The sequence below is a fragment of the Bradyrhizobium sp. PMVTL-01 genome (genome assembly GCF_051861855.1).
In the GTDB taxonomy this organism is placed as follows: Bacteria; Pseudomonadota; Alphaproteobacteria; order Rhizobiales; family Xanthobacteraceae; genus Bradyrhizobium.
Window position 1 is genome coordinate 5,235,369 of sequence record NZ_CP193982.1, and the last position, 16,092, is coordinate 5,251,460.

Annotated in this window: 12 protein-coding genes; 2 read left to right on the forward strand and 10 right to left on the reverse strand. The window is 65.0% G+C overall.

Annotated features, from left to right (window positions below; all coding sequences use genetic code 11):
* Positions 1-384: 384 nt before the first annotated feature.
* From rnz to ACRQ5Q_RS25645, 6 genes are all read right to left on the reverse strand, one after another.
* Positions 385-1,287, reverse strand: a complete 903-nt coding sequence (gene rnz, locus ACRQ5Q_RS25620) for a ribonuclease Z (RefSeq protein ID WP_439392681.1) — start codon at positions 1,285-1,287, stop codon at positions 385-387.
* A gap of 52 nt (positions 1,288-1,339) precedes the next feature.
* Positions 1,340-2,323, reverse strand: a complete 984-nt coding sequence (locus tag ACRQ5Q_RS25625) for an antibiotic biosynthesis monooxygenase (RefSeq protein WP_439374930.1) — start codon at positions 2,321-2,323, stop codon at positions 1,340-1,342.
* An 11-nt stretch (positions 2,324-2,334) separates the two neighbouring features.
* A complete protein-coding gene (gene guaD, locus ACRQ5Q_RS25630) occupies positions 2,335-3,732 on the reverse strand; it encodes a guanine deaminase (RefSeq protein WP_439392682.1) in 1,398 nt (465 codons plus the stop codon).
* Positions 3,733-3,747: 15 nt separating this feature from the next.
* On the reverse strand, positions 3,748-4,965 hold the full coding sequence (locus tag ACRQ5Q_RS25635; protein ID WP_439392683.1) for an MFS transporter: 1,218 nt from the start codon (positions 4,963-4,965) through the stop codon (positions 3,748-3,750).
* 287 nt (positions 4,966-5,252) lie between these two features.
* Positions 5,253-7,367 carry a methyl-accepting chemotaxis protein gene (locus ACRQ5Q_RS25640; RefSeq protein ID WP_439375576.1) on the reverse strand — a complete coding sequence of 705 codons (2,115 nt, stop codon included), beginning with the start codon at positions 7,365-7,367 and terminating at the stop codon, positions 5,253-5,255.
* 648 nt (positions 7,368-8,015) lie between these two features.
* Complete coding sequence (locus ACRQ5Q_RS25645) at positions 8,016-8,618, reverse strand: TetR/AcrR family transcriptional regulator (protein ID WP_439374927.1); 603 nt, start codon at positions 8,616-8,618, stop codon at positions 8,016-8,018.
* 200 nt (positions 8,619-8,818) lie between these two features.
* Between ACRQ5Q_RS25645 and ACRQ5Q_RS25650 the strand changes: the two genes are divergently transcribed.
* Complete coding sequence (locus tag ACRQ5Q_RS25650) at positions 8,819-10,060, forward strand: efflux RND transporter periplasmic adaptor subunit (protein WP_439392684.1); 1,242 nt, start codon at positions 8,819-8,821, stop codon at positions 10,058-10,060.
* A 140-nt stretch (positions 10,061-10,200) separates the two neighbouring features.
* Positions 10,201-13,401 carry an efflux RND transporter permease subunit gene (locus ACRQ5Q_RS25655; protein WP_439392685.1) on the forward strand — a complete coding sequence of 1,067 codons (3,201 nt, stop codon included), beginning with the start codon at positions 10,201-10,203 and terminating at the stop codon, positions 13,399-13,401.
* Between the two features lie 164 nt (positions 13,402-13,565).
* On the opposite strand, the gene ACRQ5Q_RS25660 is transcribed toward ACRQ5Q_RS25655, so the two are convergent.
* The 4 genes from ACRQ5Q_RS25660 to ACRQ5Q_RS25675 all read right to left on the reverse strand — a co-directional run bounded on the left by ACRQ5Q_RS25660 (position 13,566) and on the right by ACRQ5Q_RS25675 (position 16,024).
* The gene (locus tag ACRQ5Q_RS25660) at positions 13,566-14,012 is read right to left on the reverse strand and encodes a MaoC family dehydratase (protein WP_439374924.1); all 447 of its coding nucleotides are present in this window, start codon (positions 14,010-14,012) and stop codon (positions 13,566-13,568) included.
* 388 nt (positions 14,013-14,400) lie between these two features.
* Complete coding sequence (locus tag ACRQ5Q_RS25665; RefSeq protein WP_439374923.1) at positions 14,401-14,823, reverse strand: hypothetical protein; 423 nt, start codon at positions 14,821-14,823, stop codon at positions 14,401-14,403.
* 12 nt (positions 14,824-14,835) lie between these two features.
* Positions 14,836-15,057, reverse strand: coding sequence for a hypothetical protein (locus ACRQ5Q_RS25670; protein WP_008137329.1), 222 nt, complete (start codon positions 15,055-15,057; stop codon positions 14,836-14,838).
* 151 nt (positions 15,058-15,208) lie between these two features.
* Complete coding sequence (locus ACRQ5Q_RS25675) at positions 15,209-16,024, reverse strand: lytic murein transglycosylase (RefSeq protein WP_439392686.1); 816 nt, start codon at positions 16,022-16,024, stop codon at positions 15,209-15,211.
* Positions 16,025-16,092 lie beyond the last annotated feature (68 nt).

Below are 16,092 nucleotides of genomic sequence, written 5' to 3' on the forward strand. Positions count from 1 at the left end.
ACCTTACTGACTTGTCCAGCTGTGGCCGGAAGCGCGTTTGGCGCAAATCACGGCTCAGGCGTGGCAGCGTTCTACCCGCTCGCATCTGGGCTGGCAAGCGCTCCGGTGGATGGCTCGCCAGCCCAATGGCGGGTCGTGCCGTCGCCGAACTCCAAGATGGTGGGGCGTTGGATGTCCATGGGCGTGAAGGCGTTGGTCATCGTGCGCTCGATCTCATGATTTGGCCGCTGAGGCGCCGGCGGCGAGCCGCTTGGCATAGTCGATGCGGATGGACATGCCGGCCTTTCGCGACCAGGCGCTGTGGCGGCTGGTGCAGGTGACGAGAGAGGCGCAGGATCTCGCGATCAAGTCGGGATTGTCGAGCTGAACACGGGGCTGCCGCGACTAGATGACCACATGGTCGAAGTCGGCGGCGATCCGGCTGTTCGGAAAGATGCTAGTTGCCTCCGCCAGGATCTCCTCGTCTTCGTAACGCCCTGACATGTGGGTCAGCACGAGCTGGCCGACGTTGTTCGCGGCGGCAAAGGAAGCCGCCTCTGCCGCGGTCAGATGACCGTAATTCCGCGCGGTCGGCGCATCGCGATCGAGGAACGTTGCCTCGATCACCAACATGTCGGCGTCAGCGACATGTTTGGAGAGTCCATCCGTGGTCTCGGTATCGCCGATCACGACGAGCTTTCTGCCGCCGCTCGGCGGTCCCAGCACATCCTCCGGGTCAATCGGGCGGCCATCGATGACGATTGACCGGCCGGCGGCCAGCTCGCCGCGCAAGGGACCATCGGGGACACCGAACGCCGCAAGGCGATCGGACTGAAGATGGCGGCGCGCCGGGCTTTTGAAAACGAAGCCAAAACTGTCGGTGTCGCGATGGCGAACCGGGAAGCAGTCGGTGGTGAAGTCACCGGCGTCGATGACCTGGCCTTCGGACAGGGCTGCGAACTCCACAGGGATCGGCGCCCTGCCCGCACCCCACAGGCCCGCCAGCATGCGGATGACGAGATCGAGCGTGCCTTCTCCGCCATGAACGGTCATCACGTCGGAGGTCTGCCGCAAGCCCAGCGTCGAGAACAGGCCGGGGATGCCGAGCACGTGATCGAGATGCGCGTGGGTGAGCAGGATGCGATCCAGCCGCCGAAAACCGGCGCCGCTGCGCAGCAGCTGGCGCTGCGTGCCCTCACCGCAATCCACCAGGAGGCGCTGGCCCGCGGCCTCCACCAGAAGAGCCGGATGGTTGCGCTCCGCCGAGGGAACGCTTGCCGAGGTGCCGAGAAATGTCAGGGCGAACATGGTCCTCGATGTCCAGCGACCGCCCCTCTCCGTGACAGCACGGTGGACGGTCTCACCGTCCCCAATGCCACGCGAGCAGCAGCGCGTACAGGCCCATCGAGGCGGCGTAGAGCGCGGCAAGCAGCACATAGCCCGCGATCTGGCGGCTGATCGTCGCCTTCGGCGTCACCCACCAGTCGAGCGCCTTGAAGGCGGCGGGCACGAGCCACCAGCCGAGCAGCTGGGTGCTGACGAAATTGCCGACGAACAGCGACAGCCAGACCGGAACGCCGTGGCTGTCGATCAGCGGCCTGCTGATGAAATGGCCCCAGAGGTAGACCACGGGATAGAGCACCAGCAGGACGATCAGGTTGCTCTTCCAGATGAAGCCCGGCCCCTGCTCCGGAGCCTGCGTCTTGCCGGCGGGAAACCAGAAATTGAAGCCGTAGCTCGCCCGCTTCACATTCATGCCCGCGTTGAAGCGCGCGCCCTCCTTCAGCAGCCTCTGCCGCAACGGCGAGTCGAGCCAGGCATTGAGATTGGCATCGCTGTCGAACGACAGGATGATGATCCACTCGTCATGCAGGCCCGGAATCGGCCGTTCGATCTTGTGGCGAAGGAAGCCCTTGAACTCGGCCTCGGCGGCCTGGATGCGCTGCTGCCATGTGAGAAAAGCGTCTTCCAGCCCTGCAGGTACCTTGAAGGATATGACGGCGGAGACTGCGCTGTCGCGCTGAACGCCGGTATCCGGCAGAATATGGACGTCCTCCGAACCGACGAAGAATCGCTGTATCTCCGCGATCAGCTTCGCCCGCACCTCGCTCTGGAGCCAGGCCCGTGCTGCGGCCGGACTCGCAAAACGCAGGATCGTCACCCAGTCCACGTGCGCCGGGGGCTGCGGTGGCACCACCTCCTGACCGAGGAATCCGGGCCAGGTCTTGAGCACCTCGCCGACCTCGCCGTTCCATCGCGCGAACGCGGCAAAGCCATCGTCGGCGATGCGACGCTGGATGACGAGGGCGACCGGCTGGCTGGCTGGATCAGGAGATGTGCTCATGAGCTGCCGTCTCAGCTCTTCTTGTAGAGACGCTTGCCCATCACCCAGGTCTCGTCGACACAGCGGTCGTCGCCGACCATCATGACGGCGAACAGCATGTTCGCGGCTTCGTCGACTGTGCGCGGACCAGCACCATCGGCGACCAGCGACTGGTGCCAGGGCTGCGCCAGCTGGCCGGCATTCGGATCGAGCGCGACGAAATCAGCCTCCTTGCCGGGCTCGAAATTGCCGAGCTTGTCGTCGATGTAGAGGCCTTCGGCACCGCCGAGCGTGACCGACCAGAAGCCGCGATAGGGCGAGAGCTTGTTGCGCTCGGCTTCAGCGAGGTCCTTGCGCGCAGGATCGATGCTGCCGTCGAGCATCGTGTTGTTGCACATGCCGACCTTGTAGGCGTCGTCGAGCACGGCGATCATCGAGAAGCGGTTGCCGCCGCCGACATCGGTGCCGAACGACATCTTGACGCGGTGCTCGGGATCGGTGGCGCGGCCGAGGCGGAACAGGCCGCTGCCGAGGAACAGGTTCGAGCAAGGGCAGAACACCACCGCCGCGCCCTTCTTCGACATCCGCCGGAACTCGTTGTTCGAGAGATAGACGCCGTGGCCGCCGGAGAATTTCGGCCCCACCAGGTCGAACTTCTCATAGACGCCGAGATAGTCCTGGCAGTCCGGATGCTCGACCAGCACGCCGGTGCATTCGGCCGGGTTCTCGGAGATGTGGGTGTTGACCCAGCAGTCCGGATGCTCGTGTTTGAGGCGCTGACACGCCTTGAGCAGCTCCGGCGAGGCGCCGAAGGCGAAGCGCGGCGTAATGGCGTAGAGGTTGCGGCCCTTGTCGTGGTACTGCGCGATCAGCCGCTTGCTGTCGCGATAGAAATTTTCGGGCGTGTCGATGAATTCGGCCGGCGCGTTGCGGTCGATGCCGGTGAGGCCCGCGATCACGCGCATGTTGCGCCTGCTCGCTTCCTCGAACAGCTCTTCGGTCGAGACCGGCGAAGAGCTGGTGAAGGCCTGGCAGGTGGTGGTGCCGGCGGCGAGCAGCGCGTCGAGAAAGCGCTTCACGCCCTCACGCGCGTAGTTGCGATCCTTGTACTTGATCTCCTCGGGGTAGATCGACTTCTGCAGCCACGGCAGCAGCTGCTCGCCATAGGCACCGAGCACGCGGGTCTGCGGCAGATGGATGTGGCCGTCGATGAAGCCGGGCAGGATGATGCGGTCCTTGATATGGGTGATCTCGACGCCCGGATGGGCGGCGGCGATCTTGTCGTGAGGACCAAACGCCTTGATGACGCCGTCCGTGACGACCATGAGGCCGTCCTGGTGAAAGCGCGCTGCCGCCTGCTCGTTGCCGAGGTGCTTCCAGGGATCGTCAACGAAGTCGAAGAACGTGCCGCGAATGCCAACAGTGGTCATGATCTGGTTCCTTCCTTATGTCTTTGTGGCCTGCCCCGCCGCAGGCAGCGAGATCGCAAGCAGCGTGCCGGCGACGGCGCAGAGGCCGAGATAGAGCCACCCGATCGGCGCCTGCGTTGCCTCGGGCAACACCGCCGCGATCGCCATGGCGCCGCTGACCGCGAGATAGCAGAGCGCACTGATGAGGCCGCCGATCAGGCCATGGTTGCGTTCGAACAGGCCGAGCGCCATGCCGTACATCATCGGGCACAGCACGCCGCAGCCGGCGAGCACCAGCGCGCCGCCGATCGTGATCGACATGAAATCGAGACCGAGGGTCATGCCTGTTGCGGTCAGGGCCACCGCACCGGCAAGGAACAGCGCGAAGGCGCCGAAGCCCATCACGCGGGCCGGCATGAAGCGCGCGAAATGCGCGCAGCCGAGCTCGCCGGCGAGATTGACGCCGCCAAGGGCGAGCGCGACGAGACCGTAGATGGCGGCCGAATAGCCAAGACCGGTCTGGTAGAAGAACGGCGCGACCACGCCGAACGCCAGTTGCGCACTCGCGGCTGCAGCGAAGACCAGCACGAAAGCCAGGAAGCCCGGTCGCACGAGTGCATCGCGCAGGATGCCGGCGGTACGGCGCGGATCGAACGGCGCGCGCCGCTCGGCCGGCAACGTCTCGGGCAGAAGGAATACGACGATCGCGGCAACGATCGCAGCGGCGACGGCGATGATGACGAAGACGCCACGCCACGAGGTCAACTCGACGATGAAGCCGCCGGCCGCGGGCGCCAGCACAGGTGCAAGTCCCCACGCCGCGCCTAGCAGGCCGGAGATGGCAGTGAGCTCGCGGCCGCGGAAACAATCGGCGGCGACCGCATAGGCGACGACGAGACAGGTGCAGCCGCCGATGCCTTGCAGGAAGCGCAAGCCGAGCAGCAGCGCGGCGCTGGTGGCGAGCGCGCAGGCGACGCTCATCGCGATCAGCACCGACAGCCCCGCGAGCAGGACCTTGCGGCGGCCGAGCGTGTCGGAGGCGATGCCGACCGGCACCAGCGCCAGGCTCATGCCGAGCATGTAGGCGGTGACGGTGTTCTGCATCGACGCCGCGTCAGCGGCGAGATCCACCACCATCTGCGGCAGGCCCGGCGTGTAGGCATCGAGCGGAATCTGGCTGAAGGGCACGACGCACAACAGGATCGGCACGATCCCACCCCTGGCCCGACCGGCGTCCGAAGCAAGTGCAGTCATCAGCAACGCCCCATGATGCGTGCCCGCGGGCCCGTCGTTTCGTGCGCGCAATGAGACGCGACGATGGGAATTGCGGGTCTTGACGCGCGGCAACGTGCCACAACTTTATGTAGAAACTCTTAGAGAGGCAGCTAAAGCGGCTCTCTCGACGAACTGCTCCCCTCACGTTTGAAGTGCGGGGGGAGCAGACTCTTTGAATGTCTTGATGAGCTAATTTCCTGTCGAGATCGCCTATGGGAATGGCGCTCGCCGGCCGACCGACGACATCGCAACGGCCCGGAATGCGGTTACGCCGCGCGCATGTCTGCCAGGAACTTCCCGACCTCGAGCTTGAGCCGGCCGGAGTCTGCGGCGAGCAACTGGGCGGTGGCCAACACATGCGAGGAGGCCGAGCCGGTCGCGCTGGCGCCGTGCCGGACGTCGGTGACGTTTGCGGAGACCTGCTGGGTGCCGTTCGCCGCCTGCTGCACGTTGCGGGCGATTTCCTGCGTGGCCGCGCCTTGCTCTTCGACGGCGGCAGCGATGGTCGAGGAGATTTCCGACAGCTTCTCGATCGTGCCGGTGATCTCCCTGATAGCGCCGACCGATTCCTGTGTCGCGGACTGGACGCTGGTAATCTGTTGACGGATTTCCTCGGTTGCTTTCGCCGTCTGCTGCGCCAGCGCTTTCACCTCGGAGGCGACCACGGCAAAGCCGCGGCCGGTATCGCCGGCGCGAGCCGCCTCGATGGTGGCGTTCAGCGCCAGCAGATTGGTTTGGCTGGCGATCGAGTCGATCAGTTCCACGACGTCACCGATCCGACCCGCGGCCTGCGACAATTCGCTGACGCGTTCATTGGTGCGGCAAGCCTGCTCAACTGCGTCTCCGGCGATGCGTGCGGATTCCTGAACCTGGCGGCTGATCTCGTTGACTGAGGAGGTCAGTTCCTCGGTGGCGGAGGCTACCGACTGCACGTTGGCGGAGGCTTCATTTGAGGCGTCTGCGACAGCCATCGTCAGCACCTTCGACCGATCGGCCGTGGTGTTCAGTGTACCGGCGGAAGCCTCGAGTTCGGTCGCTGCGGACGAAACCGTGTTCACGATCTCGCCGACCATGGCCTCGAAATTGCGCGTGATGATGTCGACGCGGCGGCTGCGCGCGATCTGTGCTTCGGCGTCACGCGCCGCTGCCTCGTCCGCGAGTTTCTTCGCGATCAGCGCATCCTTGAAGATCTGTAGCGCGTTTGCCATGGTACCGATCTCGTCCCCGCGATGTCCGTCCGGAATTGTGACATCGAGGTCGCGGTCGGCAAGCCGCAGCGTCACACCCGTCAGTCGCGTCAGCGGGCGGATTACCTGGCGCATCACCGCGACGACTACTGCGAGCGAGGTGGCGAGCACGACGAAGAGAGCCGCAAGCGCCCAGACGAGCCGCGTCTGCGCCTGCGCGATCGCTGCGTCATTGGCCCTGTGGGCGAAGCTTAAGGCGGCGTCGCGCAGACCCAGCACACTGTTCAGGACGGTCCCCCAGTCGGCCTCGCCGACCGGGGAGGGACGCCCCTCGCGTGCGGCCGCGGCGACGTCGCGAAACCGTGGTTCGCCTTCATCCATCAGTGTCGTGCGCACCTGCTTGATGGCGTTCACGAGCTCAGGCGCATCTCCGGCATTGTGCACACCTTGCTCGATCTGCTTCCAGATCAGCGCGACCTGGCCGCTCAGCTCGGTCGCTTCGACGATCTGCGCCGCGGACATGGGCTGTTTACGGACCAGAAGGCCGAGGACGGCCGCACGGGAACCGTTGATCGCGCGCATGCCTTGTGCTCTTTGTGCGAGTTCCGCCGAGGGCAGCAGATTTTCGATGTCACTTCCGGCGCGCGACAGGCTGATCAAGGCTTCACTTGTCGCCGCCGTGAGCGCATCGACCGCGCGGGCCAGACCGTCGACGATGGCCGACTGGCTGTTGGCGGGGCGCTGCGCCTTGGGCTGCATTGCCGCCTGACGCGCGACATTGCGAGTATTCTGCAAGGCTGTCTCGGCGGCTTCGATCGATCCCGCCGGCAGCTCAGCCGCGCGAATGGCCTGCTTTGCGGCACCGATCGCGGCATCCGTGGTGGCGAGTGCCTTGTCCAGAGCGGACAGGTTCTCGGGCGTGGCCGCGTCGGCCAGACCCATGAGAGCGAACCAGGCGGAGCGTTCGGCCGGGATCCGGCTGTTGGCTTTCATCACCAGCTCGAATGCGGACAGCGCGCGCGCCGCGGCTTCGCTCTTGCGGAGATCGCCCCATCCGTTCCAGGCGATTGCTCCCGCGAAAGCCACCGCGAGAAGACTTGTGATCAGATTGCCGGCCAGTAACCGCCATCGCAGGCTGATGCCCTTCTGTCGACTGACGGATGAGCGCTCCGGCGGAAAGGAAGGATCTGACATCATAGCACCCAGGCAAATCGCGCGATTTAGCTGTGGAAGGGAACGATGGGAGGTTCGCCGATCACAATACTTCGCAATCGCAACCAACCCCTTAATTGTTTGGTACTAATCTGCGGCGCGGACATGGTCCGCGCGGCGCGACCACCTTGTCGGCGCGTTTCCGCCTCAGGCCAGCCTTTGCCGATGCCGATCATCGACCGAACGCAAAAACGACTGGCGTCCGCGACGATCTTTAACGGGCGATCCCAATGCCCAATGTCCAATGCCTGCTCATCGCGAGGCCGCCCGTACCAACGGCATTCCTCCGGCTCACGGGTTGGCCGGCGCTTTTGGGTGCGGTGAACCGAGGACAGCTCGAGGCCTGCAAGGCGCTCGCGCGCAACGAGATTAGGATGAATGCGCTTTAGGTTATTGTTTGAGCAGTATCTTTCGGAAAACCGCTTCGCACTTTTCCGGATCATGCTTTGGAGAGTCCGCTGCCTTGAGTGAAAGCTCGCGCAGGGTCAAGCACAACAGAACTCAAAGCGAACATAATGCGCCTGCTTCCGGGCACATCGCGACCAATTCGCTGGCGCGGGCTCATTGGGCCTTCCTGCTACGACGAGCTCACGACCAACAACAAGGCGCGGTTGCGCGTTACCTCACGGTCTACTTCCGCACCGACTGCGCCTCGACGGCCTGCACCGCGACACTGGCCACCTGCCGCAGCGCCTCTCGGTCCGAACCCGAAGACGCCATCACGCCCATGCCGACGGAGACAGCCGAGACATAGCGCGCGAGCGCGGCGGGGTCGGCGCTTTCCCTGAGATCGCCTTCCGCCTTGGCCCGGACGAAACGGTCGCGGAGCTGGTCCTGGTTCTGGGCTCTGCGGGCGGCGAGCTCGAAGGGGACGTTCTCGGAGCCGGTGCCGCAGGCGATGCCGCCCTGCACGAGCAGGCAGCCGGGCGGGTTGGCGGGATCTGTCTGTTTGTCCGCGATGCCCATCAGCATCCGCTCGACAACCTCGCGGGCGGTGGGGGCTGCGACCACCTCGTCCATCCAGGCGCCGCGCAGCTTGGTGTAACGGTCGAGCGCGGCCTTCAGCAGGCCTTCCTTGTTGCCGAAGCAGGCATAGAGGCTCGGCGGGTTGATGCCCATGGCCTCGGTGAGCTGGGCGATCGTGGCGCCCTCATAGCCATGGCGCCAAAACACTTCCATCGCCTGGTCCAATGCCAGATCGGCATCGAATTCGCGGGGGCGTCCGATGCCCATGTCTTCGGTCTCCTCACAATCGGCGCTTCGCCCCACATCAACAGCAGACGTTATCTGCTTGTTCTTGCTTTATTTTCTCTTTGGCCTTCCCGTTCTTGCGGTAACAGCTACAATTTTCTTAGCGATCGGTACATAAGTATCTTGCGCGGCGATATCCAGCTCTACATCTGTAGTGAACACTACAGATCTGGAGCGCGCAAATGCCCCCCTCCCAAAACACCTCCCCCGCCGGCCGTATCCGCCGCCTTCTCGGCGGGGCCGCCATCGTGGGCGCCCTCGCCGTGGCCGGCTCGATCGCGACCGGCCACTACTTCCATGCCGCGCGGGCGACCGCAACGGCGGCCGCGGCCGAGCAAGCCGTCCCTGTGACGGTGGCCCTTATCGAACCCAAGCAGACCGTGCTGTGGGATGATTTCTCCGGCCGGCTCGAGGCGATCCAACGCGTCGAGCTGCGCCCGCGGGTTGCGGGAGCGATCCTCTCCACCAACTTCACCGAGGGCGCGCTGGTGAAGGCCGGCGACGTGCTGTTCAAGATCGATCCGGCGCCTTACGCGGCCGAGGTCGACAAGGCCGCCGCCCAGCTCGAGGCCGCCAAGGCGCGCGTCGTGTTCACCCAGAGCGAGCTCGAGCGCGGGGCGCAGCTCGTCGGCAACGCCGTCGTCACCCGGCGTGACTACGACCAGCGCGACAACGCCAATCGCGAGGCGATCGCCAACGTCAAGGCGGCGGAAGCGACGCTTCAGACCGCCAAGCTCAATCTCGACTACACCGAGGTGCGCGCTCCGGTGGACGGCCGCGTTGGCAAGATCGAGGTCACCGTCGGCAATCTCGTCGCCGCCGGCACCGCCTCCCCGGTGCTGACCTCGCTGGTCTCGGTCAATCCGATCTACGCGTCCTTCGATGCGGATGAAGAGGTCGTGCTGCGCGCGCTGAACTCGATCGCGGACGGCTCGGGTCAACGCGGCAAGCTCGACCAGATCCCGGTCGAGATGGCGACCTCGGGCGGCCTCTCGGCGAAGGGCCACATCCAGCTCATCGACAACCAGGTCAACGGCCAGAGCGGCACCATCCGCGTCCGCGCTGTGTTCCGGAACGATGACGGGCGTCTCATTCCCGGCCAGTTCGCCCGAGTGCGCATGGGACAGCCGAAGCAGCAGACCCTGGTGATGATCGACGAGCGCGCGATCGGCACCGACCAGGACAAGAAGTTCGTGATGGCGGTCGGCGACGATAGCCGCGCGGTGTACCGGCCGATCACGCTCGGCGGCGCGGTCGACGGACTTCGCATCGTGACCGAGGGGCTGAAGCCCGGCGACCGCATCGTCGTGAATGGTCTGCAGCGCGTGCGTCCCGGCGCCCTCCTCAAGACGGAGGTCGCGGCAATGGGTGCACGCGGGCAACAGGCCTCGAACCACAGCAACCAGGACGTGGTGCAACGTTAGCCACGTCCTGCCGGGCCGCGCACCACGCGAGCCCGGAAGGACGACGTCTAGACCGACCAGGACAACACTTCTCGATTCCGGGCGCGGGCTCAGCCCCCTCCCGGAATGACGGGAGAGCTGTTTCGCGCAGGGGCAAAGCCATGAATCTCTCAAAGTTCTTCATCGATCGTCCGATCTTTGCCGGCGTGCTGTCGGTGCTGATCTTCCTTGCCGGCCTGATCTCGCTATTCGCGATGCCGATCTCGGAATATCCCGATGTCGTGCCCCCTTCGGTGCTGGTGCGGGCAACCTATCCCGGCGCCAATCCCAAGGTGATCGCGGAAACGGTGGCTACGCCCATCGAGGAACAGATCAACGGCGTCGAAGGCATGCTCTACATGTCGAGCCAGGCGACCACCGACGGCGCGATGACGCTGACGGTGACGTTCCGCCTCGGCACCGACCCCGACAAGGCGACGCAGCTGGTGCAGAACCGCGTGCAGCAGGCCGAGCCCCGCCTCCCCGCCGTGGTGCGCCAGCTCGGCATCATCACCAAGAAGTCCTCGCCCGACCTCACGATGGTCGTGCATCTGTTGTCGCCCAACGGCCGCTACGACATGACGTATTTGCGCAACTATGCGGTGCTCAACGTCAAGGACCGGCTGGCGCGGATCGACGGTGTCGGCGACGTCCAGCTCTACGGCGCCGGTGACTATTCCATGCGGGTGTGGGTCGATCCGCAGAAGGCGGCCGAGCATGGGCTCACCGCAAGCGACATCGTCAGGGCGATCCAGGCGCAGAACGTCGAGGCCGCCGCCGGCGTGGTCGGCTCCTCCCCGAACGTCAGGGGTATCGACCTCCAGCTCTCGGTCAACGCAGAAGGACGGCTCGCCAACGAGGAACAGTTCGGCGACATCGTGGTGAAGACGGGCACCCGCGGTGAAGTCGTCCGCCTGCGCGACCTCGCGCGCATCGAGCTCGGGGCCTCCGAATACGGCCTGCGCTCGCTGCTCGACAACAAGCAGGCGGTGGCGATCCCGATCTTCCAGGCGCCCGGCTCCAACGCGCTGCAGATCTCCGACAACGTCCGCGCCACCATGAACGAGATCAAGAAGAACATGCCGGAAGGCGTATCCTACCAGATCGTCTACGACCCCACCCAGTTCGTGCGCTCCTCGATCGAGGCCGTGATCCACACGCTGCTGGAGGCGATCGCGCTGGTGGTGCTGGTCGTGATCCTGTTCCTGCAGACCTGGCGCGCCTCGATCATCCCGCTGCTCGCAGTGCCGGTGTCGATCGTCGGCACGTTCGCGGTGATGCACGCGTTCGGCTTCTCCATCAACGCGCTCAGCCTGTTTGGCCTCGTGCTCGCCATCGGCATCGTCGTCGACGATGCCATCGTCGTGGTCGAGAACGTCGAGCGCAACATCGAGGCCGGGCTCTCGCCGCGCGATGCCACCTATCAGGCGATGCGCGAGGTGTCCGGGCCGATCATCGCGATCGCGATGGTGCTGATCGCGGTGTTCGTGCCGCTGGCCTTCATCTCCGGCCTCACCGGCCAGTTCTACAAGCAGTTCGCGCTGACCATCGCGATCTCGACCGTGATCTCGGCGGTGAATTCGCTGACGCTGTCGCCGGCGCTGTCGGCCCTGCTGCTCAAGGGCCATAACGAGCCGAAGGACAAGCTGACGATCATCATGGAGAAGAGCCTCGGCTGGTTCTTCCGCCGCTTCAATCGGGCGTTCACCTACTCCTCGGAGAGCTACAGCGGCACCGTCACCAAGGTGATCTCGGGCAAGGCCGCGGTGATGGGCCTCTATGTGGTGCTGGTCGGCCTCACCGCCTTCCTGTTCCAGCAGGTGCCGAGCGGCTTCGTGCCTGGCCAGGACAAGCAGTACCTCGTCGGCTTCGCCCGCCTGCCCGATGGCGCAACGCTGGACCGCACCGAAGAGGTGATCCGCAAGATGAGCGACATCGCGCTGACCCAGCCCGGTGTCGAGAGCTCGGTCGCCTTCCCGGGCCTGTCGATCTCCGGCTTCACCAACTCATCCAACGCCGGCATCGTGTTCTCGACGCTGAAACCGTTCGACGAACGCAAGGATCCCTCGCTCAGCGGTCCCGCGATCGCGGCCGAGCTGAACAAGAAGTATGCGGGTATCCAGGAGGCCTTCATCGCCATGTTCCCGCCGCCGCCGGTCAACGGCCTCGGCACCATCGGCGGCTTCAAGCTGCAGATCGAGGATCGCGCCGGTCTCGGCTATGACGCGCTGAACGAGGCGACGAAAGCGTTCATGGCGGCGATGCAGAAGGCGCCTGAGATCGCCGGCGTGTTCTCGAGCTTCCAGGTCAACGTGCCCCAGCTGTTCGCCGATATCGACCGCACCAAGGCGCTGCAATTGGGCGTGCCGGTGACGGAAGTGTTCAACACGCTGCAGATCTACCTGGGGTCCTACTACGTCAACGACTTCAACAAGTTTGGCCGCACCTACTCGGTCCGGGTCCAGGCCGACGCGCCGTTCCGCGCCCGTGCCGACGACATCAGGCAGTTGAAGGTGCGCTCGTCATCCGGCGACATGGTGCCGCTGTCGGCGCTGCTCAAGATCCGCCAGAGCGCGGGGCCGGAGCGCGCGATCCGCTACAACGGCTTCCTGTCCTCCGACATCAACGCGGCCGCCGCGCCGGGCTTCTCCTCCGGCCAGGCGCAGGAGGCGGCGACGCGGATCGCGGCGGAGGTGCTTCCACCCGGCTTCGCTTTCGAATGGACCGACCTGACCTATCAGGAGTTCATCGCCGGCAATTCCGGCATCTGGGTGTTCCCGCTGGCGATCCTGCTGGTGTTCCTCGTGCTCGCCGCGCTCTATGAGAGCCTGACCCTGCCGCTCTCGATCATCATGATCGTGCCGATGGGCCTGCTCGCTGCAATGTTCGGCGTCTGGATCTCCAAGGGCGACAACAACGTCTTCACCCAGATCGGCTTGATCGTGCTGGTCGGGCTCTCCGCCAAGAACGCGATCCTGATCGTCGAATTCGCGCGCGAGCTCGAATTCACCGGACGCACGCCGATCCGCGCCGCGATCGAGGCGAGCCGGCTGCGGCTGCGTCCGATCCTGATGACGTCGATGGCGTTCATCATGGGCGTGCTGCCGCTGGTGCTCTCGACCGGCGCGGGCTCGGAGATGCGGCGGGCGATGGGGGTTGCGGTGTTCTCCGGCATGATCGGCGTCACCGTGTTCGGCCTGTTCCTGACGCCGGTGTTCTACGTGCTGCTCAGAACCATCACCGGCAACAAGCCGCTGCTGCATCACGGCAGCGACACCAGCGCGGCACCCGTCCAGGGACTTCACGAAGCCCAAGGGCACTAGTCAAGGGCATTAGATCAGGGAAATCCCTAAGATCAGCAACGGAACGAGCACGGTCTTGCGAAAGACCGTGTCGTTGAGCCGGTGAAAGGCGATCACGCCGATCCTGACGGCTGGCGCGGCAAGTTACTTCCGGTTCTCCACGAGACAACGGCCAGCGCCCGGCCCTATCCCCGTCGCGGCACGATCGCAATCGGAGTGAACGTGTAAACCTCCTCGCCGTTCTGGTTGAACATGGTCCATTTCACCAGCGCGATGCCCTGCGGCTTCGACTTCGAAGGCGTCAGGCTCATGACCTCCCCAACCAGATGCAGACGGTCGTTGGGCCGCACCGGCATGGTCCAGCGCAGCCCGTCGACACCGGCGCCGATCAGGGGATGCGGGCCGAACGGGCGGGCCTGGATCGCGAGGTTCATGGCAATCGCGGCGGTGTGCCATCCCGAGGCAGCCAGCCCCTTGAACAGGGTCGCCTTGGCCGCCTCATGGTCGAGGTGCATCGGCTGCGGATCGTACTCGGCGGCGAAGCGCTTAATATCGGCCTCGGTGACCACCACCTCCGGCGACTTGAACCGCATTCCGATGGTGAGATCGTCGAACCACTCGACCTGCGCCATGATTTTGCCTCGCAATGTGGTGCGCCGCCGCCAAGAGTGCGCGGCTCAAGGGATTTAGCGAAATTGCGATGTAACGGGTCCGCGGCGCACAAACCAGCCCAGGGTTCCCCGCGAAACCTCTTTCCCGATGCGACGAAACACCCCTGAAACAGATGGCCGGTTAAGTCGTTGTCAAAATAAATATAGGGACGGCTACCATGCAATTCCTCCTCGACCTGATCTACGACTATGCCTGCTGCCAGAACCTGGCCGCGCAGCCGCGACAGGAGGCCGAGCTATGATCGAACTGATCTCCGCGGTCCTCGCCCTTTGCAGCATCGGCATCTTTGCGGCGCATGCGCTGGATGCCTATCGCACCACGCATTACTGAGTGCATCGCACCGGCGTCCTAAAACGGCCGCCGGTAAAAGTGCTCTGAATGCGTCGCCGGCGGAAACCGGTTAGCGAGCGCGAGTGCGCTCTTTTCATCCGTCTCGAGCGCGATCTTCTGCGCGAGCATCACGTCGCCGGGCACGAGGAAGCCTGAGGGGACGAAGCACCACCCCATGGTCGCGTGACCGGCATCGTCGACCTCGTGGACGTTGGCGGCGGTGCCGTAGTGAATGCGGTACTTCTTGCCGGTATCGCAGCCGATGACGTCGAAATACCGGTGCTGCTCGAACTGTGCGCGCTGCTCCGGCGTCAGCCACTCGGCCAGAAGCCGGCGGCCCCGCGCATCGGGCGTGTTCTCGCCGAAGAAGCGCCGGTAGAGTTCGCGCAGCGCGTGCAAACGGGCACGCGCGGGCGCGCGGAACCACAGTGCCGCGAACATGAGCAGCTCAGATCAACCGCCGACCAAGCGGGGATAGAACAGCGTTTCCTGCGCGGTCGGATCGAACGACTTGATCCGGGTGACTTCGCCGGGTCCGGTTCGGAAGGCAGCGGTGAAGCCGGCTCCGGTCAGCTCCCGAAAGCGCTGCTCGGCTCGCGCCAGCGCTTCGGCATTGCCAGGATCAAACTCGTGGCGGGTGTCGCCAGTCTGGTCCATCACGATCTGGGTTGCCATAGTTGAGTCTCCTCATTCCCAGCCCTGAAACGGATCAAAGCAAACCTCGTGCCGTCGGTTCCCAAGTGCAACAACTTTCTCGCACCAGTGCATCACGCCTTGCTGAGCGAGAGCGTTTTCGAGCGAAGTGGACGCCGGTTCGCGCAACTCATCAGCGCGAGGCCGCCGCCCCTCCTCCCTCGTCGATCTGCCGGCCGATCAGCGCAATTGCCCTCTGATAGACGCCGGCGGCATTCCAGGCCTCGATCGCTGCGAAATTCGGCTCGCCCGGCTGGTAACCGGCTCCCGCACGCCAGCCATGGGCCTTGAGGAAATTGGCCGTCGAGTTCAGCGCATTGGCGGCGACATCGAGATTACCGGTGCCATAGGCCAGGATGTTCTTGGGCATGAACTGGGTCTGGCCGACCTCGCCATGCATGGACCCGCGGGTCGATCCCGACAGGGTGCCGCGGTCGATCAGCTTCAGCGCTGCATAGAGCTGGTCCGTGAAGAATTCGGGACGGCGGCAATCATAAGCGAGCGTCGCGATCGACGACAGCATGTTCTGGTTGCCGCGCTGGCTGCCGAAGCCGGTCTCCATGCCCCAGATCGCGATCAGCGGCCCGGGCGGGACGCCATAGCGTTGCTGGATCGAAGCGAACAAGGCGGCCTGCGACTGCTTGAGTTGCCGCCCCTTGGCGACGATTGTGGTGGCGCCGCGCTTGGCGAGGAACTGGTCCAGCGTCAGCGAGAAGCTGCGCTGGCCGCGGTCGGCAGCAATGGTGGCGCTGGCATAATTGGTCTGCATCAGCGCCGACAGCGCGGTGGGGCCGATCCCCTTGCCTTGCGCCTCCGCGCTGAACTCGCGCTTCCAGGCCTCGAAGCCAGCCGGCGAGCTGCCGCATTGCGCGGCCTCGGCCGAAGGCAGGGAGAGCAGCAGCGCGGTCGCGCCAATCACCGCCGTTGCGACTGTCCTGCCCTTGATCATTGCGCTTTCCTCTTGCTGCTGCGCGACCGGCTCGCGCAAGCGCATGATCCTACGTCAGTTGCAATCGC

Coding starts and splice junctions, on each gene's coding strand:
- rnz (WP_439392681.1), bottom strand. CDS start 1,287: ATGTTCGCCCTGACATTTCTCGGCACCTCGGCAAGCGTTCCCTCGGCG.
- ACRQ5Q_RS25625 (WP_439374930.1), bottom strand. CDS start 2,323: ATGAGCACATCTCCTGATCCAGCCAGCCAGCCGGTCGCCCTCGTCATC.
- guaD (WP_439392682.1), bottom strand. CDS start 3,732: ATGACCACTGTTGGCATTCGCGGCACGTTCTTCGACTTCGTTGACGAT.
- ACRQ5Q_RS25635 (WP_439392683.1), bottom strand. CDS start 4,965: ATGACTGCACTTGCTTCGGACGCCGGTCGGGCCAGGGGTGGGATCGTG.
- ACRQ5Q_RS25640 (WP_439375576.1), bottom strand. CDS start 7,367: ATGTCAGATCCTTCCTTTCCGCCGGAGCGCTCATCCGTCAGTCGACAG.
- ACRQ5Q_RS25645 (WP_439374927.1), bottom strand. CDS start 8,618: ATGGGCATCGGACGCCCCCGCGAATTCGATGCCGATCTGGCATTGGAC.
- ACRQ5Q_RS25650 (WP_439392684.1), top strand. CDS start 8,819: ATGCCCCCCTCCCAAAACACCTCCCCCGCCGGCCGTATCCGCCGCCTT.
- ACRQ5Q_RS25655 (WP_439392685.1), top strand. CDS start 10,201: ATGAATCTCTCAAAGTTCTTCATCGATCGTCCGATCTTTGCCGGCGTG.
- ACRQ5Q_RS25660 (WP_439374924.1), bottom strand. CDS start 14,012: ATGGCGCAGGTCGAGTGGTTCGACGATCTCACCATCGGAATGCGGTTC.
- ACRQ5Q_RS25665 (WP_439374923.1), bottom strand. CDS start 14,823: ATGTTCGCGGCACTGTGGTTCCGCGCGCCCGCGCGTGCCCGTTTGCAC.
- ACRQ5Q_RS25670 (WP_008137329.1), bottom strand. CDS start 15,057: ATGGCAACCCAGATCGTGATGGACCAGACTGGCGACACCCGCCACGAG.
- ACRQ5Q_RS25675 (WP_439392686.1), bottom strand. CDS start 16,024: ATGATCAAGGGCAGGACAGTCGCAACGGCGGTGATTGGCGCGACCGCG.